The sequence below is a fragment of the Mariniflexile sp. AS56 genome (assembly GCF_030552475.1).
Classification (GTDB): domain Bacteria; phylum Bacteroidota; class Bacteroidia; order Flavobacteriales; family Flavobacteriaceae; genus Mariniflexile.
Genome location: NZ_JAUPED010000010.1, coordinates 145,131 through 170,173, shown reverse-complemented (window position 1 = coordinate 170,173; position 25,043 = coordinate 145,131). Strand labels below are relative to the sequence as shown.

The 25,043-nt window shown below is 33.2% G+C and carries 29 protein-coding genes and 1 tRNA gene; 21 read left to right on the top strand and 9 right to left on the bottom strand.

What is annotated here, in order from left to right:
• Nucleotides 1-3: 3 nt before the first annotated feature.
• Both Q5N74_RS13505 and Q5N74_RS13500 read right to left on the bottom strand, forming a co-directional pair.
• A complete protein-coding gene (locus tag Q5N74_RS13505) occupies nt 4-669 on the bottom strand; it encodes a DUF4290 domain-containing protein (RefSeq protein WP_304389461.1) in 666 nt (221 codons plus the stop codon).
• Between the two features lie 71 nt (nt 670-740).
• On the bottom strand, nt 741-1,034 hold the full coding sequence (locus Q5N74_RS13500) for a DUF493 family protein (RefSeq protein WP_304389409.1): 294 nt from the start codon (nt 1,032-1,034) through the stop codon (nt 741-743).
• A gap of 259 nt (nt 1,035-1,293) precedes the next feature.
• Between Q5N74_RS13500 and Q5N74_RS13495 the strand changes: the two genes are divergently transcribed.
• The 5 genes from Q5N74_RS13495 to Q5N74_RS13475 all read left to right on the top strand — a co-directional run bounded on the left by Q5N74_RS13495 (nt 1,294) and on the right by Q5N74_RS13475 (nt 5,884).
• Nucleotides 1,294-1,833, top strand: a complete 540-nt coding sequence (locus Q5N74_RS13495) for an ATP-binding protein (protein WP_304389408.1) — start codon at nt 1,294-1,296, stop codon at nt 1,831-1,833.
• Nucleotides 1,834-3,738 carry an ATP-dependent DNA helicase RecQ gene (locus tag Q5N74_RS13490; protein ID WP_304389407.1) on the top strand — a complete coding sequence of 635 codons (1,905 nt, stop codon included), beginning with the start codon at nt 1,834-1,836 and terminating at the stop codon, nt 3,736-3,738.
• Between the two features lie 51 nt (nt 3,739-3,789).
• The gene (gene fmt, locus Q5N74_RS13485; RefSeq protein WP_304389406.1) at nt 3,790-4,737 is read left to right on the top strand and encodes a methionyl-tRNA formyltransferase; all 948 of its coding nucleotides are present in this window, start codon (nt 3,790-3,792) and stop codon (nt 4,735-4,737) included.
• Nucleotides 4,738-4,928: 191 nt separating this feature from the next.
• On the top strand, nt 4,929-5,201 hold the full coding sequence (locus Q5N74_RS13480; protein WP_304389405.1) for an HU family DNA-binding protein: 273 nt from the start codon (nt 4,929-4,931) through the stop codon (nt 5,199-5,201).
• A gap of 122 nt (nt 5,202-5,323) precedes the next feature.
• Nucleotides 5,324-5,884 (top strand): YqgE/AlgH family protein, encoded by a 561-nt coding sequence (locus tag Q5N74_RS13475; RefSeq protein WP_304389403.1) that lies wholly within the window; start codon nt 5,324-5,326, stop codon nt 5,882-5,884.
• Here the strand turns inward: Q5N74_RS13475 and Q5N74_RS13470 are convergent.
• Together Q5N74_RS13470 and Q5N74_RS13465 are read right to left on the bottom strand one after the other, a co-directional pair.
• Nucleotides 5,881-6,723, bottom strand: a complete 843-nt coding sequence (locus Q5N74_RS13470) for an aminotransferase class IV (RefSeq protein WP_304389402.1) — start codon at nt 6,721-6,723, stop codon at nt 5,881-5,883. The genes Q5N74_RS13475 and Q5N74_RS13470 overlap by 4 nt on opposite strands.
• A 57-nt stretch (nt 6,724-6,780) precedes the next feature.
• Complete coding sequence (locus tag Q5N74_RS13465; RefSeq protein WP_304389401.1) at nt 6,781-7,170, bottom strand: START-like domain-containing protein; 390 nt, start codon at nt 7,168-7,170, stop codon at nt 6,781-6,783.
• A 131-nt stretch (nt 7,171-7,301) separates the two neighbouring features.
• Between Q5N74_RS13465 and Q5N74_RS13460 the strand changes: the two genes are divergently transcribed.
• Nucleotides 7,302-7,375: transfer RNA gene (locus tag Q5N74_RS13460), tRNA-Met, on the top strand.
• 144 nt (nt 7,376-7,519) lie between these two features.
• Here the strand turns inward: Q5N74_RS13460 and Q5N74_RS13455 are convergent.
• Complete coding sequence (locus tag Q5N74_RS13455; RefSeq protein ID WP_304389400.1) at nt 7,520-8,500, bottom strand: D-cysteine desulfhydrase family protein; 981 nt, start codon at nt 8,498-8,500, stop codon at nt 7,520-7,522.
• Nucleotides 8,501-9,137: 637 nt separating this feature from the next.
• Between Q5N74_RS13455 and Q5N74_RS13450 the strand changes: the two genes are divergently transcribed.
• From Q5N74_RS13450 to Q5N74_RS13425, 6 genes are all read left to right on the top strand, one after another.
• On the top strand, nt 9,138-9,500 hold the full coding sequence (locus Q5N74_RS13450; protein ID WP_304389399.1) for a helix-turn-helix transcriptional regulator: 363 nt from the start codon (nt 9,138-9,140) through the stop codon (nt 9,498-9,500).
• Nucleotides 9,501-9,785: 285 nt separating this feature from the next.
• Nucleotides 9,786-10,583 carry an RteC domain-containing protein gene (locus Q5N74_RS13445; RefSeq protein ID WP_304389398.1) on the top strand — a complete coding sequence of 266 codons (798 nt, stop codon included), beginning with the start codon at nt 9,786-9,788 and terminating at the stop codon, nt 10,581-10,583.
• 241 nt (nt 10,584-10,824) lie between these two features.
• On the top strand, nt 10,825-11,115 hold the full coding sequence (locus tag Q5N74_RS13440; RefSeq protein WP_304389397.1) for a helix-turn-helix domain-containing protein: 291 nt from the start codon (nt 10,825-10,827) through the stop codon (nt 11,113-11,115).
• Entirely contained in the window at nt 11,112-11,759 is a 648-nt protein-coding gene (locus Q5N74_RS13435; protein WP_304389396.1) for a hypothetical protein, read from the top strand. The genes Q5N74_RS13440 and Q5N74_RS13435 overlap by 4 nt, the downstream gene beginning before the upstream one ends.
• Nucleotides 11,743-12,399: an ATPase gene (locus Q5N74_RS13430; RefSeq protein WP_304389395.1), complete on the top strand. Its 657-nt coding sequence runs from the start codon at nt 11,743-11,745 to the stop codon at nt 12,397-12,399. The genes Q5N74_RS13435 and Q5N74_RS13430 overlap by 17 nt, the downstream gene beginning before the upstream one ends.
• 12 nt (nt 12,400-12,411) lie before the next feature.
• Nucleotides 12,412-13,530 carry a hypothetical protein gene (locus Q5N74_RS13425; RefSeq protein WP_304389394.1) on the top strand — a complete coding sequence of 373 codons (1,119 nt, stop codon included), beginning with the start codon at nt 12,412-12,414 and terminating at the stop codon, nt 13,528-13,530.
• 66 nt (nt 13,531-13,596) lie between these two features.
• Here Q5N74_RS13425 and Q5N74_RS13420 read toward each other — a convergent pair whose 3' ends face one another.
• Nucleotides 13,597-14,358 (bottom strand): N-acetylmuramoyl-L-alanine amidase, encoded by a 762-nt coding sequence (locus tag Q5N74_RS13420; RefSeq protein ID WP_304389393.1) that lies wholly within the window; start codon nt 14,356-14,358, stop codon nt 13,597-13,599.
• Between the two features lie 84 nt (nt 14,359-14,442).
• Between Q5N74_RS13420 and Q5N74_RS13415 the strand changes: the two genes are divergently transcribed.
• From Q5N74_RS13415 to Q5N74_RS13375, 9 genes are read left to right on the top strand one after another with little or no spacing between them, the layout of a single operon-like run.
• Complete coding sequence (locus tag Q5N74_RS13415) at nt 14,443-14,730, top strand: hypothetical protein (RefSeq protein WP_304389391.1); 288 nt, start codon at nt 14,443-14,445, stop codon at nt 14,728-14,730.
• A complete protein-coding gene (locus tag Q5N74_RS13410) occupies nt 14,730-15,008 on the top strand; it encodes a hypothetical protein (protein ID WP_304389390.1) in 279 nt (92 codons plus the stop codon). The genes Q5N74_RS13415 and Q5N74_RS13410 overlap by 1 nt, the downstream gene beginning before the upstream one ends.
• Complete coding sequence (locus Q5N74_RS13405; protein ID WP_304389389.1) at nt 15,001-17,403, top strand: TraG family conjugative transposon ATPase; 2,403 nt, start codon at nt 15,001-15,003, stop codon at nt 17,401-17,403. Before Q5N74_RS13410 ends, Q5N74_RS13405 begins: the two co-directional genes overlap by 8 nt.
• 4 nt (nt 17,404-17,407) lie before the next feature.
• Nucleotides 17,408-18,022: a conjugal transfer protein gene (locus tag Q5N74_RS13400; protein WP_304389388.1), complete on the top strand. Its 615-nt coding sequence runs from the start codon at nt 17,408-17,410 to the stop codon at nt 18,020-18,022.
• 2 nt (nt 18,023-18,024) lie between these two features.
• Nucleotides 18,025-18,867, top strand: a complete 843-nt coding sequence (locus Q5N74_RS13395; protein WP_304389387.1) for a hypothetical protein — start codon at nt 18,025-18,027, stop codon at nt 18,865-18,867.
• Between the two features lie 11 nt (nt 18,868-18,878).
• A complete protein-coding gene (locus Q5N74_RS13390) occupies nt 18,879-19,502 on the top strand; it encodes a conjugal transfer protein TraK (protein ID WP_304389386.1) in 624 nt (207 codons plus the stop codon).
• Nucleotides 19,483-20,412 carry a conjugative transposon protein TraM gene (traM, locus tag Q5N74_RS13385; RefSeq protein ID WP_304389460.1) on the top strand — a complete coding sequence of 310 codons (930 nt, stop codon included), beginning with the start codon at nt 19,483-19,485 and terminating at the stop codon, nt 20,410-20,412. Before Q5N74_RS13390 ends, traM begins: the two co-directional genes overlap by 20 nt.
• Nucleotides 20,409-21,239 carry a DUF4138 domain-containing protein gene (locus tag Q5N74_RS13380; protein WP_304389385.1) on the top strand — a complete coding sequence of 277 codons (831 nt, stop codon included), beginning with the start codon at nt 20,409-20,411 and terminating at the stop codon, nt 21,237-21,239. The genes traM and Q5N74_RS13380 overlap by 4 nt, the downstream gene beginning before the upstream one ends.
• A 7-nt stretch (nt 21,240-21,246) precedes the next feature.
• Nucleotides 21,247-21,612 carry a hypothetical protein gene (locus tag Q5N74_RS13375; protein WP_304389384.1) on the top strand — a complete coding sequence of 122 codons (366 nt, stop codon included), beginning with the start codon at nt 21,247-21,249 and terminating at the stop codon, nt 21,610-21,612.
• A 4-nt stretch (nt 21,613-21,616) separates the two neighbouring features.
• On the opposite strand, the gene Q5N74_RS13370 is transcribed toward Q5N74_RS13375, so the two are convergent.
• From Q5N74_RS13370 to Q5N74_RS13360, 3 genes are all read right to left on the bottom strand, one after another.
• Entirely contained in the window at nt 21,617-22,597 is a 981-nt protein-coding gene (locus Q5N74_RS13370) for a nucleotidyl transferase AbiEii/AbiGii toxin family protein (RefSeq protein WP_304389383.1), read from the bottom strand.
• Entirely contained in the window at nt 22,597-23,322 is a 726-nt protein-coding gene (locus tag Q5N74_RS13365; protein WP_304389382.1) for a DUF6088 family protein, read from the bottom strand. Before Q5N74_RS13365 ends, Q5N74_RS13370 begins: the two co-directional genes overlap by 1 nt.
• Nucleotides 23,323-23,450: 128 nt before the next feature.
• Nucleotides 23,451-25,043 carry a type IV secretory system conjugative DNA transfer family protein gene (locus tag Q5N74_RS13360; RefSeq protein ID WP_304389381.1) on the bottom strand — a complete coding sequence of 531 codons (1,593 nt, stop codon included), beginning with the start codon at nt 25,041-25,043 and terminating at the stop codon, nt 23,451-23,453.

Below are 25,043 nucleotides of genomic sequence, written 5' to 3'. Positions count from 1 at the left end.
AGTTTAGAAGCGTTTTCTTTTATAATTAGTGGCGCCTTTTTTATGATGGCTACCTTTTTTGTTACTATTACTTGTGTTGGTACTAGAAAATTTCGTTTTGGTACGTAATAAACTTGTGGAGTCTGATAAATCTTCATCCGAATTTTTTAAGTTTATTTTCCCTCCAGAAAGTTCAAACAAATGCCCGTAAATCACATCATCTTCCACAGTATCTTTATTCCAATTTAAGAAACACTTTTTCATGTGGTTTGCAATGGTGTACTTTAACGCTTCCTTAAGGTCGCCGTCTTCCCATGTATTCGCCACATCAATCATGGTTTTAATATTGTTTCCGTAAAAACGATATTTCGGGAAATTTTGTGGGTATTCTAAAGGCTCTGGATGTTCTTCTAAAAGTTCTTTGGTTGGCTTATCGTAAGGTGAATCGGCATCCAATTCAAAATTAGCCATTATAAAAAGTTGATCCCAAAGTTTATGTTGAAAATCTGGAACATCTCTTAAATGTGGTTGCATATTCCCCATTACAGAAATAATGGCTTTAGCAACTTTATTACGTTCTTCTTTAGTATCTCGGGTTTTCGCGTAATTAATCATTTTTTGCATGTGACGTCCGTATTCGGGTATAATCAAATGCTCACGCTCTGTGTTGTATTCTAATTCGTCTATTATCAAAATAAATGGTGTAGAGTTATGGGTTTACTGCATGTAGTAGTTATGCTAGTGCAAAATACAAAAAAAAACTAAAGACTTATTACTCCTTCCACTTTTTCTGCCACTTCTTTGTACTTTTCTATCACAGTTTCAGGGTTTTTGATAGAAACATTAATAGAAATGCTTGTATACTTACCGTTTTTAGATTCTGTAGTTTGTATAACAGCACCCATATTATCAAATATAGATTCCACTTTTGCAATCTTAGAAGCATCCGATTTAATAATAAACTTATATAAATATTCCGAAGGCCAACTAGCCGTATCATATAACTGCGCTTTTAGCTTTTCGTAAAATTCATCTGAATTTGGAGGTGTACTCATAGTGTTCTTTATATCCCACAAATATACATTTAGTAAGTAAATTATAAAAAATAAACGTATTTAAAATTTGGGCGTTCCCCTCCTACCGTCGGGTCGGGCTTTCTGCTCCAAGTCCGCGCTCGTACCTCGCTGTGGGCTTTCCACGACAATCCCTAACGCACTACCAAGAGTCACAGTCGCAGTAGCTAAATTCATTTATCCCTTTTAATTGTTAATTATCAATTGTTAATTATTAATTTTACAGCTTAAATTTTCACTTTTGAACACAAGAAAAATTGTAATTACAGGCGGACCTGGTACAGGAAAATCAACTTTAATAAACGAATTAATAAAAAGAGGACACACCTGTCTTGAAGAAATTTCACGACAAGTAACCTTAGATGCTAAAAAAGAAGGCATCGACCAACTCTTTTTAACCAAACCTTTACTGTTTAGTGAGTTGCTTTTAAAAGGCAGACAACAACAATTTGAAGCCGCCAACGCACTACAATCCGACCTTATTTTTTTCGATAGAGGCCTGCCAGATGTTCTAGCCTATATGAATTATATTGGAGACACCTATCCTCAAACCTTTATAAACGCTTGTGAACATCCTATGTACGACACTGTTTTCATTTTAAAACCTTGGGAAACCATTTACACCAGTGATAACGAACGTTACGAAAGTTTTGAGCAAGCCTTAGAAATTCACGAACATTTACTAAGCACCTACCAACAATTTAACTATAAATTAATTGATGTACCGTTTGGTACCATAGAAAACAGAACCGATTACATTTTAAAAGCGCTAAAGCTATAGATGGAACAACCCATTAATATATTAGAACGTTACTGGAATTTTACCGAATTCCGTCCCGAGCAAGAAGCCATTATAAATGCGGTTATTGAGGGGGAAGATACGTTTGTACTACTGCCAACAGGTGGAGGGAAATCCTTATGCTTTCAAATTCCTGCTTTAGCTAAAGAAGGAATTTGCGTGGTAGTTTCACCATTAATAGCCTTGATGAAAGATCAAGTACAACAGCTAAATGATAAAGGCATTAAAGCCATGGCGCTTACCAGTGGCATCACATACAGCCAGCTAGATACGCTTTTAGACAACTGTATTTATGGTAATTACAAATTTTTATACCTCTCGCCAGAGCGTTTACAACAAGAGCTAGTTCAAGAGCGCATCAAGCAAATGAATGTAAATTTAATTGCGGTCGATGAGGCACATTGCATTTCACAATGGGGCAGCGATTTTAGACCAGCCTACAAAAACATTGCGCTTTTACGCCAATTACGCCCAACAGTCAATGTGGTGGCTTTAACAGCATCGGCCACCCCAGAAGTAGTGGAAGACATTATTAAAGAACTCGATTTTATTCAGCCAAAGGTATTTAAACAATCGTTTTCCAGACCCAATTTGGGTTATATGGTTTATCATGAAGAAGATAAATACTATCGTATTGAAACTATTCTAAAAAAATATAAAACGGCCTCTATTATTTATGTGCGTAATAGAAAATCGACTTTAGAGGTTAGTGCTTTTTTAAATTCAAAAAAAATATCGGCAACTTATTACCATGGTGGTTTAACGAATGCGGAAAAAGACACAAACATGGCGCAGTGGTTGCAAAACCAAAAACAAGTTATGGTGGCCACCAACGCTTTCGGGATGGGTATTGACAAGCCCGATGTTAAAACGGTGATCCATTTAAACTTACCAGAAAGTATTGAAAGTTATTTTCAAGAAGCGGGGCGTGTAGGGCGTAATGGAGACAAGGCCTTTGCTGTTATTTTAAAAAATAAAAGTGATGAAGTTTTGGTTAAAAGTCAGTTTTTAAATGTTTTACCTACTGTAGATTTTGTTAAGCAGGTATATAGAAAACTGTGTAGCTATTTCCAAATATCATATGGGGAAGGCGAATATGTTACGTCTGATTTTGATTTTAATTCCTTTTGCAAAACCTATAGTTTCAACGCTGTTTTATCCTATAATGCCTTATTACTATTAGATAGAAATAGTGTAATTACACTTTCAAAGCAATTCAAAAATAAGGTGTCGGCACAATTTATTATCTCCAGTGGGTCGCTATTTAATTATTTAGAAAGTCATTCTAATTTCAATCTGATAGTCAAATCTATTTTAAGAATGTATGGTGGAATTTTCGACCAAAACACAAAAATAGATCTGGTTAAAATTGCAGAAAAAGCATCAACAAATGAAATTACAGTAACAAAAACGCTTCAGCAATTAGAAAAAGACGAAATTATCACCTTAAATTTAGCAAAAACCGATGCACAAGTTACCTTTATAGAGCCACGCGAAGATGATAAAACCATCAACCGGATCGCTTCTATAATAGAGCAACAAAACGAATTAAAACAGTTTCAAGTAAAAGCAATACTCGATTATGTTGAAAACGAATCTGTATGTAAAAGCATGCAACTCCTCGCCTATTTTGGTGAAAAAGATGCCAAACCGTGTGGTATTTGTTCAGTTTGTATAAGTCCTAAAAAGGTAGCGAAACCGGAAACCATTCAAATAACAAGAAAACAAGTTATAGAATTGCTTGAAACAGGCGACCACTCGTCAAGAAATATGGTTGCGGCCTTAAACTGTTCCGAAACCGATTTAAAAGCTATTTTAAAATTGCTTTTAGAGCATCAAATTATTTCGATAACACCAACAAACACATATAAATTAAGTCATTTGTAAAATTAGATAACTAACTACAATTGATTCATTAAAAATAAGAAACATCCACCGATGAAAGATTTAAGAATTGTATTTATGGGTACGCCAGATTTTGCCGTAGCCACATTAAAAACCTTAGTAGAACACGACTATAATATAGTAGGTGTAATAACAGCACCAGATAAACCTGCAGGTCGTGGACAAAAATTGAACGAAAGTGCTGTAAAACAGTATGCGGTTTCTCAAAACTTAACGGTTCTACAACCTACTAATTTAAAAAACGATGCTTTTATAGATGAATTAAAAGCTTTAAATGCTAATTTACAAATAGTGGTAGCATTTAGAATGTTACCAAAAATTGTTTGGCAAATGCCTGAATATGGCACTTTTAACCTACATGCGTCCTTATTGCCAAACTACCGAGGTGCTGCCCCTATTAATTGGGCAATAATTAATGGTGAATCAAAAACGGGTGTTTCAACCTTTTTTATTGATGAAAAAATTGATACAGGCGATATGATTCTTCAAGAAACAATCCATATCAACCCTGATGAGAACGCAGGAAGCCTGCATGATACTTTAATGGCTATTGGAAGCGACTTGGTACTAAAAACGGTAGTTCTTATAGGAGAAGGTTCCGTTAAAACAATTCCGCAAACAGAATCTTCCGATATTAAAACCGCTTATAAATTAGATAGAGACAATTGTAAAATTGATTGGAATGATACTTTAGAAAACATTCATAACTTAATTCGTGGTTTAAGCCCATACCCTGCTGCTTGGTGTTCATTAGTAAATGGAAATGATACATTAGACATAAAAATTTATGGAGCCGATAAAGAAACGATGCCCCATAACCATAGTAATGGGACTATTATTTCAACAAAAAAAGAATTAAAGGTAGCTGTATCAAAAGGTTATATAATTATTAAGGATATTAAGCTTCCTGGAAAGCGAACCATGGATGTAAAATCGCTTTTAAATGGGTATGATTTTGATGCTGATGCAAAAATGCGCTAAAGCCTTGTTATCATTGACTTTAGTTAATTTCATCGATAAAACTCTGTGTCTTTATTAACAAAATCGTTAATTTATTAACAATAGTATGCATTTACCTTACTATTACTTGCATGGTTGCATAATCCGTATAAATTTGTAGTAGGATTTAACAAAATGTTTAACCAATTTATTAATAATTTAAATATTACATTATGAACAAAACAGATTTAATCGATGCAATGGCAGAACATGCTGGAATTACTAAAGCTGCTGCAAAAAAAGCATTAGAATGTGCACTTATTGAAATTGAAGGTGCTTTACAAAAAGGTAACCGTGTTTCTTTAGTAGGATTTGGATCTTGGTCAGTATCTCAAAGAGCTGCAAGAGAAGGTAGAAACCCACAAACGGGAGCTACTATTAAAATTAAAGCTAAAAAAGTTGTAAAGTTTAAAGCTGGAGCTGACTTATCAAACGCTGTAAATTAATCATTTACATTATTTATATTAAAAAAGCCTTCAAATTTTTGAAGGCTTTTTTTTATATTTACACAAAACAGTTGCATTTTTAAGAAATAAATCTTAGATTTAGTTACTAATTCTTCGATGATATGGTTACACTAACACCAAAAAAAGGTAATTTGTTAATCGCTGAACCTACCATTATAGGCGACACTTCCTTTAATAGGTCCATAATTTTATTAGCGGACCATTCTGATGAAGGTTCCATAGGTTTTATTTTGAACAAACCGTTAGATTATACTATTAACGATTTGGTTCCTGAAGTAGAAGCTTCCTTTAAAGTTTACAATGGTGGACCAGTGGAACAAGATAATTTGTATTTTATTCATAAAATACCACACCTAATTCCTAATAGTATTGAAATTTCTTTAGGTATTTATTGGGGTGGTGATTTTAGTAATGTTGCCGAACTTATTGCAAAACAAGTTATAAACGAAAACGACATTAAATTCTTTCTAGGGTATTCCGGTTGGGACACTAATCAATTAGAAAATGAATTAAAATCTAATTCATGGGTAGTAACCGAGAATGTTTATAAAAATCAAATTATTGAAAAGAATTACGAAACATTTTGGAAAGAAAAAATGCTCGAATTTGGTGATGAGTACAGCATATGGAGCAATGCACCAGAAAACCCAAATTACAATTAACTTAAACGTAATTTCACATTTAATTTTTGCAGAATAGTTTTTGATAATTCTGTATTAAATAACTTCTTACGATATTTTGTTACTGGTTGAATACCAACAATAACATTGGTTATAAAAATTTCGTCGGCTTTTTGAAGTTCAAACGGAGAAACAGATTCTTCAATTAATTCAAATTCAGTCCCTGTTTTTAAAATCTCTATAATTTGCTTACGCATAACACCTTTTAAACAACCATCACTTATAGGTGGCGTTTTAATAGTATTTCCTTTAACTACAAAAACATTTCCATTCAAAGCTTCAACAACATGCTTGTTTGTATTTAAAACAAGACAATTAGCCAAATTATTCTCTTTAGCGTAAATGCTTCCAACAACATTAAGTGCTTTATTATTGGTTTTTAAGGTCGATAATAGACTAGGTGATACATAATAATCTTTAAATAAATCGACTTCGTAAAACCCTTCTTGAAGCGTGTAAAAATCATTTTCAATATGCTTTACAGAAATCGCAAAACTGACATCATTGGTGTTTGGTAAATACAACCCACCTTCATTTCTATGAACTAAGAGTTTAACTCTAGCTGAAGTGTCTTCTAAATTCGATGCTTTTAGAGTATTTAGAATTTGATCCTCTAGATATTCCATGGTGAAATTCATAGGAATCTCCATACGCATAATACGCATGGAAGCCATAAGTCTAAAATAATGATCTTCCCAAAAAAACAATTTTCCGTGAGACGCTTTAATTGTTTCAAAAAGAGCATCCCCGTAGGCATACCCCCTATTATGGATTGATACTAGTTGTTCTTGCTCTAAGATAGTCCCGTTAAAATTTGTCATAAAAAAAGTCCCGAAGTAAATTCGGGACAAATATAATTTAAAAATATTGTTTTAGAATTAAGCGGAGCCTAATACTTGCTTTAAACTAGAAATTTGGTTTTCCCAAAGCATTTTAGATTCTTCTACTTCGTCTTCTTCAGCAAAATCTGTAATAATTAAAGATACATCTTTAGTGATTTCGTCTACCTGAATTTTAATTTCAAAATAAGAAGTTTGGTCATCATCGTCATTAATCCATCTGAATTTTATACGTTCGCCTGATTTTTTACTTAGCAATTTTGCTTTTTCTTCACTATCATCCCAAATAAAAGTAAATAACTCGCCTCTAGAATTCACATTATCTGAAAACCATTCCGATAAACCAGAAGGCGTAGAGATGTATTGGTAAATTAATTGAGGTGAAGCTTGTATTGTAAATTCAATTTCAAATTTAATTTTCTCGTCCATAAGTACTGTAAAATATTAAGTTCCCAATATATACATTAATTAATAAGTACAGTAATAAAAATTAATAATAATTTAGTCAAGTATTATTTGCAAACAACAATAATGTTTCTATATTTGCACGCACAAAAAAAGGCGAGGTAGCTCAGTTGGTTAGAGCGTCGGATTCATAACCCGGAGGTCGGGGGATCGTGCCCCCCTCTCGCTACAAGGTAAACAAAGGAAAGTCAAGAAAAAAATTTCTTGACTTTTTTATTTGCTAAAACATAGCTAAAACATTTTGTGCTTTTTGTCACTCATATACCAAACAAACACAAATGGCAACAAATTCAATTAAACCCATATTATTTTCTTACCTTAATTCTTTAGAATAATAAAAATTAGCTGGTAAACCTCCTGTATGCCAAAAGAGAACATTGGATTTTTTTTTAATTTTATTACTTTTAAGATGGTCTAACATACCATAAAATGCCCTTCCAGAATAAACTGGGTCAAGCAAAACACCTTCGCTATGAGCCAATTCTTTTATAGCATACTTTTCGTTTGAAGTTATCACACCATATCCTTGTGAATCATAGCCTCTGATTAGTGTTGCATCTTCAATTGTATATTTTTTATCAATACCCAATGTCTTCTGACCTTCTAGCAATAGTGCCAATACTGCTTCATCCAATGTTAAATCTCCATAACCCAATTTGTCGATACTTATGGGCATTAGCTTGGTTTTAAATCCATAAAAATCTACTCCAAGTTTGAGTCCAGCCTGTGTTCCTCCCGAACTAGAGGCAAAGAAAATATAATCCATTTTCAATTTCATATCAGATAGCTGCTCTTTTAACTCTTTTACAGCATCTACAAACCCATATGCTCCAAGTAAATTTGAACCTCCATACGGTACTACATAGACTTTTTTATTTTGTTCCTCTAATTTTTGCTTTAAAGAAAATAAATCTTCACCCTTTCTATTGTCTCCAGTAAAATGGATATTGGCACCCAGTAAATGAGAAAGCAATAAATTACCTGTGTAATTTTCCGTTTGATTACCCCCTAACAATAGATGGCATTCTAATCCAGCTTTAGCGCAGGCCGCTGCCGTCTGTCGGCAATGATTGGATTGTTGTGCCCCAGCGGTAATGATAGTCTCGCATCCTTTATCCAAAGCTTCGTAAATAAAAAATTGAAGTTTCCTTACCTTGTTACCTCCAGACGCTAATCCAGAATTGTCATCGCGCTTGATATATAAATTATAATCAGTATATTTTTTTGATAAGTTTTCCATCTTCTCCAATGGTGTTGGGAAAAAACCTAGAGGATATTTTTTTGAAAGCATCATGGTGTTTTTATTTAATACTAAGATAAAACTTCTTTAATTGCAAATAAAATATTATATTAATATTTTGTAATTCAACACTTTAATGATTATTGTACAAAAAAAATATCATTATACCCCAGAGTATGAATATTCCTCTTCGATGCATTGGATTGTACTATTCATTTGCATTGCAATTAGTATTATCATTGTTTTTCAATTATTTAAAATAGTTTTCAGTAAACAAAAACCAAACAAAGCATCCTACAGATATTTGGTTTTAGCAATCCTATTCCTTTTATATAACCTTTTGAACGGGTTATTACCAGATAAATCTTTACCAGGACCCATATTCTATCAATATATATTAACGTATAGCATCTCAATAATTATGTGTGTTTATCTTGTTTGGTATTTATATATTGAATTCAACATCATTGCACCTAACTGGTTTTTTAAGATTAAAAACTTGACAATTATATTATCACTTAGCTTTTTGATCTTTTTCATAATACCCTATTTATATACTAAATCCTTAAACTTCGCAAGGAGCCTTTTCCTAATATTCCCTATACTTTTGTCCATCACATTCCTTATCTATTTCTTTATAACTATAAAAAAAGAAGTAAAAAGGCAACGTTATTTTAAAATCCAAACTTATATGGGACTAACTTCTATATTATCTATAATACTTTTGCCATTGCTCACTTATTTTGGCGATTTTCAACCAATTACCCAACCTTTGGTTAGTATGGCATTCTTTTTAGTTACCACCATGGAAATTAACAGCTATTTATATAGGTTAAAAAATACTTATATATTAAAACGAAACATTGGAAAAGACTATAATTTTACAAATAGAGAAAATGAAATTGCTATCCAGATTATAAAGGGCAACAGCTATAAAAAAATATCAGAAAACATGTTTATTGCTTACAGTACGGTAAGAAAACATGCCTCTAATGTTTTTATAAAATCAAATGTTTCTAATAAAGAAGATTTTATAAAAAAGTTTGGGAACTAGCCTAAATTCCACCAGTTCTTCTCTTCTTGTGTATAAAATTCACATTAAAATACGCATGAATTACGCAGTTATTTATAAGGTTCATTAATATTATATTATACCTTATGAGTAGTAAATATTAAAACAAAATTAAGAGAAACACAAAATGAACGATTAATTATATTTGCTTCTCTCTTATCTTCATACTTATTGTCCTTTTAATTTGAAATCTCTATCAGAAAGCACTAATTATATTAGTAAATCAAAATGGACTTCAAACTTCAAAATAAGAACCTTCTTAAAAAATTGGATGACATAAAATTTGACACCCAAGGAAACATTGAACGTGCTAACCAAAGCATAATAATCTGTAGAAACCTTCTTAATACTTTTAAAAAAGAAATCATTAAACAAGGCTTCAAGTCAATAAATGAAGAAATTCATTTTTTTAAAAACATAAAACAAATTCCTCTCCACCAACTTATTTACCATTCTGAAATTCGGTCTTTTGAAATCCAATTTCCAAGAGCAGACATAATCAAACAACGTAAATATGTAAAAAAGAAACTAGGCAAACTAAATCGTTTTTTTCTTTACAATATGGATTTTGAACAATATATAGAATCAAAACAAACACATCTTGACGAGCAATACTTCACAAGGGATTATTTTGATAATCTTCCTATTACATCTTCAAAATTCTATTTCCAAGACCCCGATTTCAGTACACCATATGATATGTTATTAGGTAAACTCACAGCATATAATAATTTTATTTCTTACCTCCAAAACAGATTGATTAACTCTAAAAATCCAAAAATAAATAACGAATTAAAAGTTACAAATGAGGTTGAACTGCAATGGACTTCAACAAAAACAGATCTAACCGAATTAATTTATGCCCTACATCATAATAGAGTTATAAACAATGGTAAATCCGATATTAAGGAAATAGCTTCAGTTCTAGAAAGGGTTTTACATTTTGACATTGGGGATTGCTACAAAACCTTTGCCGAAATAAAAACAAGAAAAATGAGCCGTACAAAATTTTTAGATGACTTATCAGATGGACTAACAACCTACATCAATAATTCTGAGGAATAATACTTCAAAATCACCGTAGTCGGGTGCACCTCCTGTAATCACCATTTTATTTACTTTTTTTCTATTTATTCCACTCAAATAGTCCTTTGAAAAACTCAAATCACTACAAATTCCAACTTTTTTACAACTAAAAAATTTAACCCGACTACGGTTCAACTACTGCTTAAACACCATCAAAACTTATCAAATTTGCTAAACGAAAGTCAAATACCTATATAAACAATAATGTAATAATCCTATCATGGCAACAAGTATCATAACTACCGACGACCTAAGAGAATTCAAAATTGAATTACTAAATGATATTAAAAAGCTGCTATTAAAACAATCCGGTACAGGATTAAAGAAGTATCTGAAATCATCCGAAGTCATGGATTTACTGAGCATAAGTGCCGGAACTTTACAAAACTTTAGAATGAATGGCACAATCCCACACACTAAAATGGGAGGTATTAATTTTTATGAAGCTGATGAAATCCAGAAAGTTATGATAGAAAACCGTGTTCAAATTAAATTGAGTGAAGATTTATGAACTATATAAAACATTTAAACGCTGTGTTTCAACAATTCTCAAAAGACTCCCGATTAAATCCCACGCATATCAGTTTGTATATGTCCTTGTTTCAGTTTTGGAATATGAATCGTTTCCCTCAGGAATTTTATATTAATAGGGAAGAAGTTATGGGAATAGCCAAAATTGGCGGAATTGCTACCTATCACAAATGCATAAAAAACCTTAACGACTGGAAGTATCTGCGCTATTTACCTTCATATAACATTTTCAAAGGGAGCAAGGTAAGGATGTTCATTTTTAAAACAAGCTCTGAACAGGCTCTGAACAAGCCCGAAACAGGCTTTGAACAGGCATTGATACATAATACAAACATTAATAAACAAAAAGAAAACATTAATAAACTTAAGCTACCAAAAAATAAAAATGAAGCTGTCGCTTTTTTTAAAATGAACAATTGGCCTGAAATTGAAGCCTTAAAATTTTATAACCATTATAAGTCCATTAATTGGAAACTTGGTGGTAAAATTAAAATTACAGATTGGCACGCAACTGCTTCAAATTGGATGATAAAAGCTAATGAAATAAAAAAAAATGAGGCAGTGTCTCAAAACAAGGACAATCTTAAAACCTCAAAAATCAAAGATTATGACCAACCCCTCTAAAATAACCGAAGGCGGTGTTGAATTTACAATTGGTACTTTCGATGGAAAGGCTGTTATCTATGATTTTCAGAAAATACTAATCTATCTCGATGCAAAAGGAAAAATGCTCTTTGGTAAGCATTTTAGAATCTATGAAGAAGACCATGGCATCATCATGAAACTGTGCCATTATTTTATTAGAGACATTGAAAATTGCAAACGACATGATATTGATCCAAACAAAGGCCTCTTACTATCTGGGCCTGTTGGCTGTGGTAAAACTAGTTTAATGAGGCTTTTAAAATTCATTGTTCCACATCAGCGACCATACATTTTAGTGCCTTCTCGCAACATTGTTTTCGGGTTTAACCACATAGGTTACAAAACCATTGAAGATTACGGCAGCAGTCAGTTTTTTTGTTTTGATGATTTGGGTGTCGAACCCATTGGAAGACACTATGCAAAAGATTGCAATGTGATGGGAGAAATACTATTATCACGCTACGAAATATTCATAAAGCATAATATAAAAACCCATGCTACAACAAATTTAAATGCCAAAGAATTGGAAGATTTATATGGCAATCGAGTTCGAAGCAGAATGCGTCAATTGTTCAATCTCATTGCCTTTGACAAGCACACCAACGATAAACGAAAATAAAACCACAGCATTATGAAAATAGCAACCTTTAACATCCAGAATTTATTCCATCGTGATAAAAGCTTATTGGAAAAACCCTTCGGGAAAAATTTAACTGATTGGATAAACGAACTTGATGATTTAATGCGAAAACCATCCGTGTCTTTGGTAGATCAAACCCGAATTAGGGAACTTTCTTTTTTAACTGGTTTTGAAAAATCGAGTCCACGACCTTATGCTGTTTTACGCAGAAAAGCAGGTTTTTTATATATGAAAGGCTTAAACTATTCCACAGAATCCAAAGCTAGTGACCTCACAAAATGGAATGGTTGGATTGAATTACAAACCACGCCTATTAAACCTGAAGCTACCGATAACAAAGCACGCGTTATTGCAGCAGTTAATCCAGATATTTTATTGCTTCAGGAAATTGAAGATAGAGCCTCTCTAGAAGAATTCAACCAACTAATTTTACCAAAATTTGATTCCAAGCCTTACACACAATCTTTTGTTGTACAAAGTGACACCCTAAAAGGCTTGGAATTAGGTATTTTACTTCGTAAAGATTATAAATTAGTCTCAATTAAAACACATCCCATAAATTGCTTAGTTGAATATGAAGTTTTAACACCTAATAATATAACCATTCACATTTTATCAACCCAATTACAAAAGCAAACTAAAGATAAGGATTTCACGGATGCCTTAAGAAAAAACCAGGCAAACTACATTGCAACTATCTATCAGGAACAGATAGCTGAAGATAAAACCAACATCATAATTGCAGGCACACTTAATGCGCCGTCCTATTGCGATTCTTTATCGCCTTTACTCCAACAAACCAATTTAAAAGACATTACTAAACACTTGTCTTTTGAGGTAGATTGTGATGCTGGAAATGATGCCACTTACCACCGATTAGGAGCCTATAGAAAAGGCGTTAACATCAAGCAAAAAGATTATATGCTAGTATCTCCTGCCCTATTTGAAATCATGAAAGATAGCGGCTTAAACCGTAAGGCGATGTGGCCAGAAAAGCGACCTCAATGGTCTATTTATAAATCTGTAACTAATAAAAATGTTGCTGCTAGTGAGCATCCTTTGGTTTGGGGGAATTTAGAAATTCGAAAGACTATCTCTCTTTTTTCTTAAGTACTTGATGATATATTGATATCAAAATATCTTTGACACATTTTATTAACTCGATAAAAAATTCGTTCATAATCCTGAAAATTTATTAATTGATTGAAGTATAACTATGGCGATGAAATGTTTTGAAGCTTCTTTATTAAAGTAAATTGCTTCTTCTTTTTGAGATAAAAACCCTACTTCTACAAGAACTGTGGGACAATTATGATGGGTTTCCCTCAAAACCTGAAAATCCCCAAACTTCACTCCTCTACTTTTAAGTCCAAGCTTCGTTTTCATTTGTTTTTCTAATTTATAAGCTAACAGAACAGACTCCCTTAAAAAACTACCACCATTTGCACTAACATAAACCTCCACACCCCTAGCCTTTTGGTTTTCAGACTGATTACAATGCAAGGAAATAAACAAATCTGCTTTTAGCATATTTGCTAATCGTGTTCTATCCGATAATGAAATTAAAGTGTCTTTATAGCGTGTTAAATAGATTTCAAAATTACTTTTGGTATTTTTATTTAATCGATCCATCTTCTTTGCTATACTTAACACAATATCCTTCTCCATTATTCCATTTATTCCAATTGCTCCAGAATCCTCTCCACCATGCCCAGGATCAATAACCACAACTTTTTTGGCTGTAATATTTTGGGAATTGAGTGATAAAACCATAAGACATAAACTCATGGTAAATAGTATTTTATAAAATGGTTTCGAAGTGTACATCTGGATTCTTGTTTGAACAAAATTCAATAAATCCATCACAACATTAAGAATCTTCCAAAGTTTAACAGGAAGTTGCGTTAAAATTTGACTTTTCTTCTCTGCTAGCTTCATTTCATAATAGATTTCGCAAAAGTCTTAGCAGACGGCGAAGTATGACGCACTGCACGGCTACTAAAAATTTAAAATCTATTCCTTATGAAAAAATCAATTCTACTGTCAACTTTTCTTCTATTACTATCTGCACCAAGCTTCGCTCAAATTGGAGGTATTGAAGATTCCGTAAATGATGTTTCAGACACCATTAGAACCATTTTCCCAATCATTTTAGGTGTCATCTTTCTTGTTGGATTCCTCTTTAACGCTGGTCATTTCTTTGGCGAAAACGCAGACCTAAAAAAAGGTATTACACGAGTTCTGGTCTTTGTACTCATTGCAGGTGCTGTGGTAGGCATCTTCACTTACTTAATTACAATAGTGGTGTAATGAAGAAATATGAAGTCTATAAAAACATTAGAAAACGAGCAGTCATTTTTGGATTGCCCATTTCCCTATTTGCCTTAATGTTGGTTTCTATTCTTGCATCCTTATTGGTCATCATTTTCTCTTTCAGCTTTGGGGTGATCATTGGTATACTGATTTTCAATGCCACTTTATATGTTGCCTTGACGCGGATAACCAATAATCCACAGCTTTTTCAAATGGCAAAAGCCTTCCCAAGAATTATAAGTAACAAAAGAAATTCCGGCTTTAATTATGAATAAGATTAACATTTCAGCATATCTACCCATTGTAGATATTCAAGACCATATCGTATTTGCCAATAATGGCAATGTGGTGTTGTGTTATGAAGGGAATCTGCCAGAAATCTATTCACTATCCGAAAAAGATTTTGAGGATATGCATGGTGCCTGGTTTCAAGCTTTGAAATCATTACCAATTGGAACTGTGGTTCACAAACAGGATATTTATCTTAAAAAATCTTATACTTCAGAAAAACTTGCGAACACTACCTTTTTAGAAAAAGCCACACATCAATATTTTAAAGGTCGTGAACATATTGAACACAGATGCTACTTATTCTTTATTCTTACCAAAAACAAAGCACTCAACAATCCGAAATATGTCAATCCTTTCCGAAAAGTTTCAAAAGGAATCGTTCAAGATCTAGATGACAACATTAAAAGCTTCGTCAACTCGGTAAGCGACTCTGTTTCCTTTATAAATAATAGTCGAAAAATGGCGTTTTTCCCGCTTAAATCGGAAGAAATTCAGCAACTCACAAATGGCTATTTCAATGGTTTCAACGAAGGCTTTGATACTGATATTTTACTGGATAAGAAAAGCGTTAATATTGGCGAAAACCATTTTGATGCACTAGCTATTAACAGCGAACTGTGCTTTGGTGAAAATGTACAAAGTAGTAAAACCAATGAGAAATTCACTTCGGACGATTTTGTGTTTCATCAAGGTTTTATTGATGGTTTAGGACTTACGCTTAATGAAAACCATATTGTCAATCAGATTCTTTATTTGGATGATAAACAAAAGTGGCGTAAGCTGCTTGATAAGAAAATTGAGGAGCTCAATAAAAGTTCCAATTTTGGTTCACAGAATAAAGTGGTACTTGGTAAAATTCAGCACATTCTCGACCAAATCAATGCAGATGATAATTCGCGTATTATCCGGGGTCATCTCAATATTGTTTACTGGTCGAAAGATGTTAAAGAGCTTGATAAAATCACCTCAAAAATCAAAACGGAATTCAAGGAACTGGATATCATCCCTTACTATCCACGAGGCGAAGAACGCAAAAATTATATACTAAACAGTTACTGCTGTTTTTCTTCCAATTTCTCGAATAATGATTTGTATGTAACCGATTTAAAACATGCGCTTTGTATGTTTATCAATAACACCAATTACAAATCGGATACTACAGGCATCATCTTTAATGATAGAGAGCATAATATTCCGGTATTAAAAGATGTTTGGGATGAAAAAAAGAAACGAATTAAAGCACGTAACTTTGCCATTTTTGCACCTACAGGAGAAGGCAAATCGTTTTTAGCGAATAACATATTGCGTCAATATTTTGAAAGTGGCGTTCGTTTGGTCATCATTGATTTGGGTGGTTCTTATACCAAATTTGCCAAACTCTATCCTGAAAAATATACCGTGTTGCGTTACGAAAGTGGAAAGAATTTGGGCATCAATCCTTTTTACATTAGCTATGTCAATGATTTGACACCAGAACGTCTTGAAGATTTGTCTGTTTTCTTGTTTGAATTGTTTGCTTCTGACATGAAAGTAACCAAAGCTCAATCGGTTTCCATCAAAAAAATATTGCGCCATTATTACGATAGCGCTTCAGATAATCATTCATTAGAAGGATTCTACAGCTTTATAGAAAGTAATCAGAAAGACCTTTTGAAAATCCTAAAAATCCATCCTGACTACTTTAATGTTACAAGTTTTTTGCACGTAATGTCTGAGTATGTTGGCGATGGTCTATATAGTTTTCTGTTCGAAGTCAGCGAAGACCAAACCTATAAAATCGAAGACAAACGCTTGATTGTTTTTGAACTGGATGAAGTTAAAGACAATAAGGAAATCTTATCCGTAATGTTGAAGCTGATAAAGTCAGCTATTCAAAGAACCATCTGGAAAAACAGAGCTGAAAAAGGTATCATCCTTTTCGATGAATTTGCCAAACAACTAAAATTTGAAAACGTATTGGAAAGTGTGGAATTCTATTACCAAGCCATTAGAAAACAAAATGGTGCTATTGGTATTATTCTGCAATCCATTAATCAGCTTCCAAATAATTCGACATCAGCAAGCATCTTAGAAAACACCCAAGTTATCTATAGTCTGAATAATGAAAAAGGGTATGACGAACTGGTTAAAAGACTCAACCTATCTAGCCATGACTTAAACCAATTAAAATCCATTAAAAACAACTTATCTGGATCACGGAAGTACACCGAAATGTTTATCAAAATAGGCAGGGAAAGTAACATTTTCCGTCTTGAAGTCCCGAAAGAAGTTTATGCAGCCTATCTAACGGATGGACAGGAAAACGAAGACATCATGAACCTCTACTACGAGCATCATGATATGGAAAAAGCAATAATTCAATTCACATCTAAAACATAATATTATGAAATCGAAGATTCACGAATACCAAAACAAATTTTTTGCGATGGGTAAAACAAAAATTTTAGTACTCGCTATGGCAATTCTCTTTAGCTTGAATATGAGAGCACAGGGAATGCCAGTTTATGACAATACCAATTTTATTAGTTTAATAAAGCAACTATTAGAGTCTGGGAAGCAAACCGCAAACATTATCAAGACTGTCAAATTTTTAAAAACAGCAAAAGAAAACATTGAAAAAGTCAACGATGTGGTTAGGCAATTGAATGCAGTTCGTGAGATTGGTCGGAACAACCAAAGACTCATCGATGTGATGCAGGATGATTTAAGGGATATTCTTGATAGTCCTTACATCAAGCCCGATGAAGTTACAAGGGTTTCGGAATCATTCACTGCCATCGTAGAAAACTCCTTGGACACCATGGATTTTATAGACGAAATTCTATCCAGCGATTTCTTAAAAATGACCGATGCGGAACGCACCGAAATACTCAAGGAAAAAGAGTTGGAATCAAAAGAAATGGTCTCTAACATCAAAGCCAAAACCAAACGCTACAAGGATATTATTTCCTTCAGAAAAATGCAGGATAAAGTCAATAATCGAGAAATGAACTATTAGAAATGACCGCAGTTATCCTTTTAGGTATTGGGCTAGAATATATCGATACGATATTTCAAACCATACAGAATAGCAGCTTTTCACAATATACCATTGCAGGAATGAAAACGCTTGCTGTGTTGTTTTTCCTGATAAACATCCTAAAAAAGTACAATGAAGGTATTGCGGATAAGGACGGTTATTCTTGGGGATTGAGTCCTGGCGAATTGGCAAAGAATTTTGCTGTGGTACTCTTGGTAATATTTTCAACGCAGGTGTTAGGATTTTTTGACGGTATTTTAGTTGCCATTGAAGGACAATATCGAGGGACTGCACCTGCGTTATTACCATTACAATTACAGGATGTACCGCTTGAAGAAGAGGTCGGATTATTGGATGCAGCAAGTATGGCAATGACATTGCTTTATGAAGCTTTAGTCACACCTCTTTATGGATTCAAGATAATAGCTTTTATGCTCAGTACCATCTTGTGGATTCTTGACCTGTTTATCTACCCTCTTTTTTTAGCAGAACGCTTCTTTCTTTTAGGGATTATGCAAGCATTTTTTCCATTGGTTATAAGTCTGGCTGTATTTGAAAAGTTTCGTTCACTTGCCTACACATTTTTTAAACTGTATGCCGCTGTCTATATGCTTGTGCCTGCATTTTTTCTGGTCAATGTGTTTATCAACGCCATATATACTGAAATAAATACCAATTTCTGGACCAATTTATTTGGTACCGATTTTGGCCAAGGATTCTTCGCACCTGTCGTACAACTTGGTTCGGTAGGCTTTATCGTTTTCCTGAAATTCAAATTATACAAACGCGCCACATCTTTTACACTCAGATTATTTACCAGTTAATTCAACTCACAATGAAAACACCTTACAAAAATTTTTACAACGTACTAAAATTGAATCGATTCATCGTTTTGGCAGTAGTCATTTGCGCATTGTTATCCAGTACTTTTTCAGTTTGGATGGTATTTACAACCAATAAAAATGCGATGAATAGTGCTTTTGCTATTAATACAGATGGTAGTATCATTCCGCTGAAGCTTGTTAGTCAAAAAGAAAATTTTAAAGTTGAAGCTTTGGCTCATTTAGAATTGTTTCACAATTACTTCTATAATATCGATGCGAGTAATTATGAAAAGCATTTAGAAAAGGCACTTTGGCTGGGTAATAGTTCCGTGGATAATCTATATCGACAGAAAAAAGCTGATGGTGTCTATAACCGGTTATTGCAATATTCCTTAGTTCAAAAAGTACTGAGCATCGATTCAAAAATAACAGAAAATAATGGTTCTTATGGATTTACTACAACAACCATTTTTGAAATTAATAGAGGCTCTATAATAGATACTTATGAATTGGTTTCCACAGGGAATCTCATTATGGTTGACCGAAACTTTCCAAACAATCCGCATGGACTTTTAATTACAAATTATTTCGAAAACACTTTAAAAAAACTAAATGATGAAAGTAGAAAAGAATAAAATAGTATTTATAGCAGTATTGGCTATAGTTTTCATATTCCTGATTTCCTATTCCATGATGGTAATGGGCGATGATGACAATGAGAATAAAAACCTTGAACAGACCTTGATACCAGATTTGGAAGAAAACCAAAAAGAGTATGATTCTAAATTGGATGCTATCAATGATTTGAAAGAAGTTCGTGAAAACAATGCACCTAGCATTTATGATGAAAAATTAATTGATTCTTTGGGTTACTACAATCCGGATTTACCAGAACTTGAAAAGCAACGTATTGTAGATAGTATTTACGATACTAACAAAATTCAATATTCCGAAAAGAAATATCAAAACTTTGGTCAAAAGAAAATTGAGAAGAAGCAAACTGTAGAAATTGATTCTACAGAAATTATCAGAGAACTTAAAATTGAAGCCAAAGAATTAGGCTTGGAACATCAACTATTTTTTGCAGCTGCACCCAAACCCAATGAGTTTTCAATTATCGGTAATACAGATGCTACCATTTATGTTGTTGTTGATGGCGACCAAATTGTAAAAGCAAATACCAGATTGAGAATGCGACTTACTAAAGCTGCAATTATAAATGGTAAACTTATGAAAAAAAACACGCCTGTTTTTGGCTTTATCAGTTTTCAACCCAATCGTGCTTTAATTGCCATAGAAAACATTAAGCATCACCCCACAAAACTTAAAGCTTTCGATTTACAGGATGGTAGTGAAGGTATTTATGTTGAAAATAATTTTCGAGCGGAAGCTACTAATGAAGTTCTAGACGATATTATAGGTGATATCAATATTCCAACTGTGCCGCAAGTAGGTGGCATTACAAAAGTACTAAGACGTAGTAATCGGAATGTAAAGGTTACTGTTCTGAACAATTATAAACTTGTTTTAAAACCTAAATTATGAGACCGATACTATTTATATTAACCGTGTTGATTTCCACTTTAGTGGAAGCACAAACAACAGAAATACTTGATACTATTTATGCCAACGACAGCAAAAATGTCGCACTCTTTTTTCCAGAACCTATACGACAAGGCATTACAGGTTCAGAAAATTTTGTATTCACATACAATCGCGAAAAAGAGCAATACTTTGGTTTACTGCAAGCGCAACCAGGAAAAGAAAGTAATCTACTGGTAATCAATAGAAATGGTTCAATATTTTCGTATATTGTAAGATATAAAGCGCAGCTTTCAAAACTAAATTACTTTGTCCCGTTATCTAAAAGTATTGGGAATGAAAAACCAAAAGATAAAGACTCAATTCAGTCTAAAACTTCTGAAAAAAGTATTGATAACAACACGTATTATTATCAAAAATTCTGCTCTTATCTTCTTGACAGAAGACAATACCTTGGAAGGTATATAAGACGAAATGATGGTGTTATCATGAGGCTTGAAAATATTGTTTTTGATAAAGAAGAGCTCTACTTCGTTATTCAAATTAGGAACAATTCTACTTTGGATTATGATTTGAATTTCTTGAACCTTTCCATCGAAACGCGACAAAAAGGAAAAAAGAAATCTTTACAACGTTTGTATCAAGAGCCCATTTTTAAACATAATCTACCTTCTAAAATTGCAGTAAATGAAACGGTAAGATTCATATATGTCATGCCGAAATTTTCATTATCTAATGACAGAAGGGTGATTTTAGAACTGAACGAGAAAGATGGCGAAAGAAATATTGAACTGAAAATATCACATAAATATATCAACAACCCAAATTAATAATATCATGAAAAGAATAGTCATTTGCTCACTCGTACTTTTATTCATTTCCTGTGCAGGCACACAAGATTCATCACCTGCTTCCGTTGCAGAGATCGTTGCTCAAAGCTTTTATCAGAGTGACGAAGCCATGCTTAAAAAACATACAACGCCAGAAGGCTTTGCTACATTTTCCAACCTTCAAAAAATGTTTGCCAAACCTAAAGGCTCAAAATCTAATTTTAAACTTATCGATGAAGTTATTGATGGCGAGGTCGCGTGGGTAAAATACTCGACCTCTTATGATAAAACACCAGGAATTTTTAAATTGGTAAAACAGGATGGTGTATGGAAAGTTACGGTTAGGGATTCTAAGGAAAAAGCGCCTTTTTGAGTTATTAAATAATGTTCCATTTAATTGATTGTATCCTTTCACCAATCATCAGCAAAGATGTTAGCACCTTTTTTTCATCAGGCAATTCCCCTGTTAATAGCTCTTTAAAAGAGCCTGAATAAGTTTTACTTACTGTTTCCCAAACTTTCTCTGTCTCACTAAAAAACAACGACTCTGATGGGTGTTTGGACAGCCATTCTTTGTCATTTGGAATGGCCTTGTCATCATCCTTTCCAACTTGAATAAGCATTGTTTCAAAATCATTTGATTTTAAAAAAGCAGAAATTCTCTTCTCCTGTAATAATTGATGTAAATCGTAAGTGTGACGGACTTTGTTCGCCAAATCCTCTAATGGATTTCCGGTATAAGAAAATCTAACAAGGCTTATTATTTTTTCGCAAAAAGTACGTTCAATACTGATTACGGTTACCTTAAAGGGTTCCAATTGATATTCTTTGATAAGATCTGGATTATTGGTTGTAGCAATAAATTGTGTAATCATTGAATGTATTTCGACTTTTTCTGAAGGATGCGAATTTCCAAGACTTGAAACTTCTAAAACAATTTGATCCCTAACTTGCCCAAACGTTCCTTTAACACCTACCTTGTCATAACCATAGACTATTTTTCTAATTTTGCCTCGTTTATTCTCCAACGGATGATCTGGAATTTCAGTCATAACAGCTTCTAAAACACTGGTTACTTTTTTTAATTTTCGTTTTAAGGAATTGTCCGTTTCGGCTTCTTCCTTGATGACTACCATATCTATATCTTCTGAAAAACGGTCAATAATACCGAAGCACTTTGAAAGTGACGTTCCGCCTTTAAAAACCGCGATGTCCTTAGAATTCGCATCTGTAAAAATCTGCTTAAGAGCGAACGTTACCCAATAGTCTTTTTCGATATAGACTTCCGAAATCCCAAAATGTTGTGCAGTTGCGACAATGGCGCCTTCAAAGGCACCTTTATATTGATGTAATTTCATTAGGTGATGTTCCAGTTTGAGATGGTAGGCAATGTTTTTTCAGAAATTCCAAATTTATAACTGCTCAAATAATTAATGGTTTCTTTAAGAGATTCACTCAAATCATCAAGTGAAAGAACTTCAAGAATGGCTCCCAATAAAGCCCTAACTTTTGGTGGGTAGGCTTTTGCAAAATTGGTCAACTTTTCTTTATCGTCATCCGAAAGGCTTTCTATTTTATCTTTTAGAAAAGCAATGCCTATCTTTTTATCCATATCCGGAATGTTCTTAAAATCTTTCATGACGTCCAAGAGTTGCAATAAGGGCACATTCTTTTTTGTAACTGGAATATAACTCTTAGCAGGTTTTATAACCAAACTTCCAATTTTTGTCTTTATTTCCTTATCCTTGCTTGCCAATCTCACAACATTAGATACTTGCGTGGTCAGTCCAAGTTGATTATATAATCTAACACCCGTTACGTAAGCAATCTGCTTATCATTTTCAAAAAGATAATTTTTAAGCAAAACCTCTTCTCTTGGCTGTAGTTCTCCAAAAACAGTTTGCTTGGGCTTATAGTACATGCCATTTTTAAATCTCTTGATAACTCCATTAGCAACCATTCGACTTAAAGCTTTTGCTGCAGCAGAAAATTCACTTTGGGCAATAGACAAAGTATCGTATGTAAATACTTCTCCAGTATCTATACGAGCAACTTTTGTTTTTATGGATGTTGTTATATTCATAGTCCTGATAGTACAAAGATAATCATTTTTAACAATATTTGTCAAGTTTTTTCTATTATTTACTTGACTAAAATACACGATAATTGTTCCAGTATTAGTTTTAGTTTGTTTTAGATTAAATTCATCAACTATTTAAAAATAGATCGAACTTCATTATAAATCCTCTCAAAATTCTCTTCCAAATCGGTTTCAGTATAATTTTGGGTTTTGACAGGCAACCGTCTATCAATTTTAGATAGTTTGAATTGCACTTTTTTATCCTCACCATCAGCAAATGTTATAAACTCCCCTTCTTTTAATCTAAAAAACACATCAGCTCTTATTTTAGCGACCTCACGTTCTCCTGTAGTAATACGCGTGTCAAAATTGAGGTTATGACCGCGATTGACGCTAGTGGTTTCTTTCTTCACAATTTCAAAAAAACGTTCATAATATTTTGCTGTATCTGGATCGTTAACCTTTCCAAAAAATTGATAAGACAGATTGCTTAAAATCGCTTTACTCGCCTTATCGCCATACATCATATCATTTTGAATTTTGTCTTGCATTACATAAACTGTAGAGATATTATAACTACGCAATGTGGCTGGAATTCGGTGCATATTCAATAACCTAATCGTGGGTGCTTCTTCCATCAGTAGAAATGAGTGATTTGAATTTCGAACACTCATTTGTTTTGTTACGGTATGTATGATTGTTGCAATGATTGGCGAATATGCAGTTTCATATTTGGGATTGTTTACTACTGAGATAACTAAAGGTTTTTCCTGGTTATTAATGTCCAGTGGAACATCATCTGCCGACAAAACCATAAAAATACGTTGTGTACTTATTTTTTTTAGCGCATTTGCCAAGGTGCTTTTTACACCAGCAGTTTGTCTATCGGAATCCTTGCCACTAATAAAAGCATCTGCCATTGCCCGTGATGTCGTGTTGGAACTCAAAAAAGAAATTAAACTAGTTGTGTCTAAAGTTTGATAAAGAGCTATTAAATGTGGTAAGGTGCATAAATGTGGATAAGATGTTCGAAGTTTCCAAATTAAACCGCCAATAAGACCTTCTGCTGCATCATTAAAGAATTTTGTTGTTCCTATACTTCCGGATTCTCTTTGCTCTAATAAATTCTCTATAAGTACTCTTGCAACCTCGTTTACACTTTCTTCATTGGTCATATATCTTGGTGCTATGGGGTTTACTCGGTCATAAATAGTATCGAACGAAATGACTTTAAAATCAATCTCATTTTTTTCGAATAATGGATTTGCCATTTCAGTAATTTCGAAATTTTTATAATCGTGAATAACTCCAGAAAATTTATGCTTACAGAAATGCTGAAGAAAATTATAAACCACACTTTCGGTTTTTCCGCTTCCTGCTGAACCAATTATTGAAGCACCTCGTTTAATGTTATCTATTTTAAAACTTCCATGTTTTACTTTAAAATGAACTTGGTGCTTATTGTTAGAATCGAAAGTATCATTCACTTTATGAAGGAATACATATAGAACTGTATTAATAAGTAAAAGAGGACAACCTATATAAAGTAACTGTATAATCCCTTGCATTAAATAATCGCTCCATTTGAATAGTAATCCTAAACAAATCACGGTCAAAATTAGATTTATTAAAAAGGCATAGCGCGTTATTTTGAAAAGGACTGAAAACACCAAGCTCATTCCAAATAATAATCCAATTGTAAATGTAATACCTTGTATTTCCAT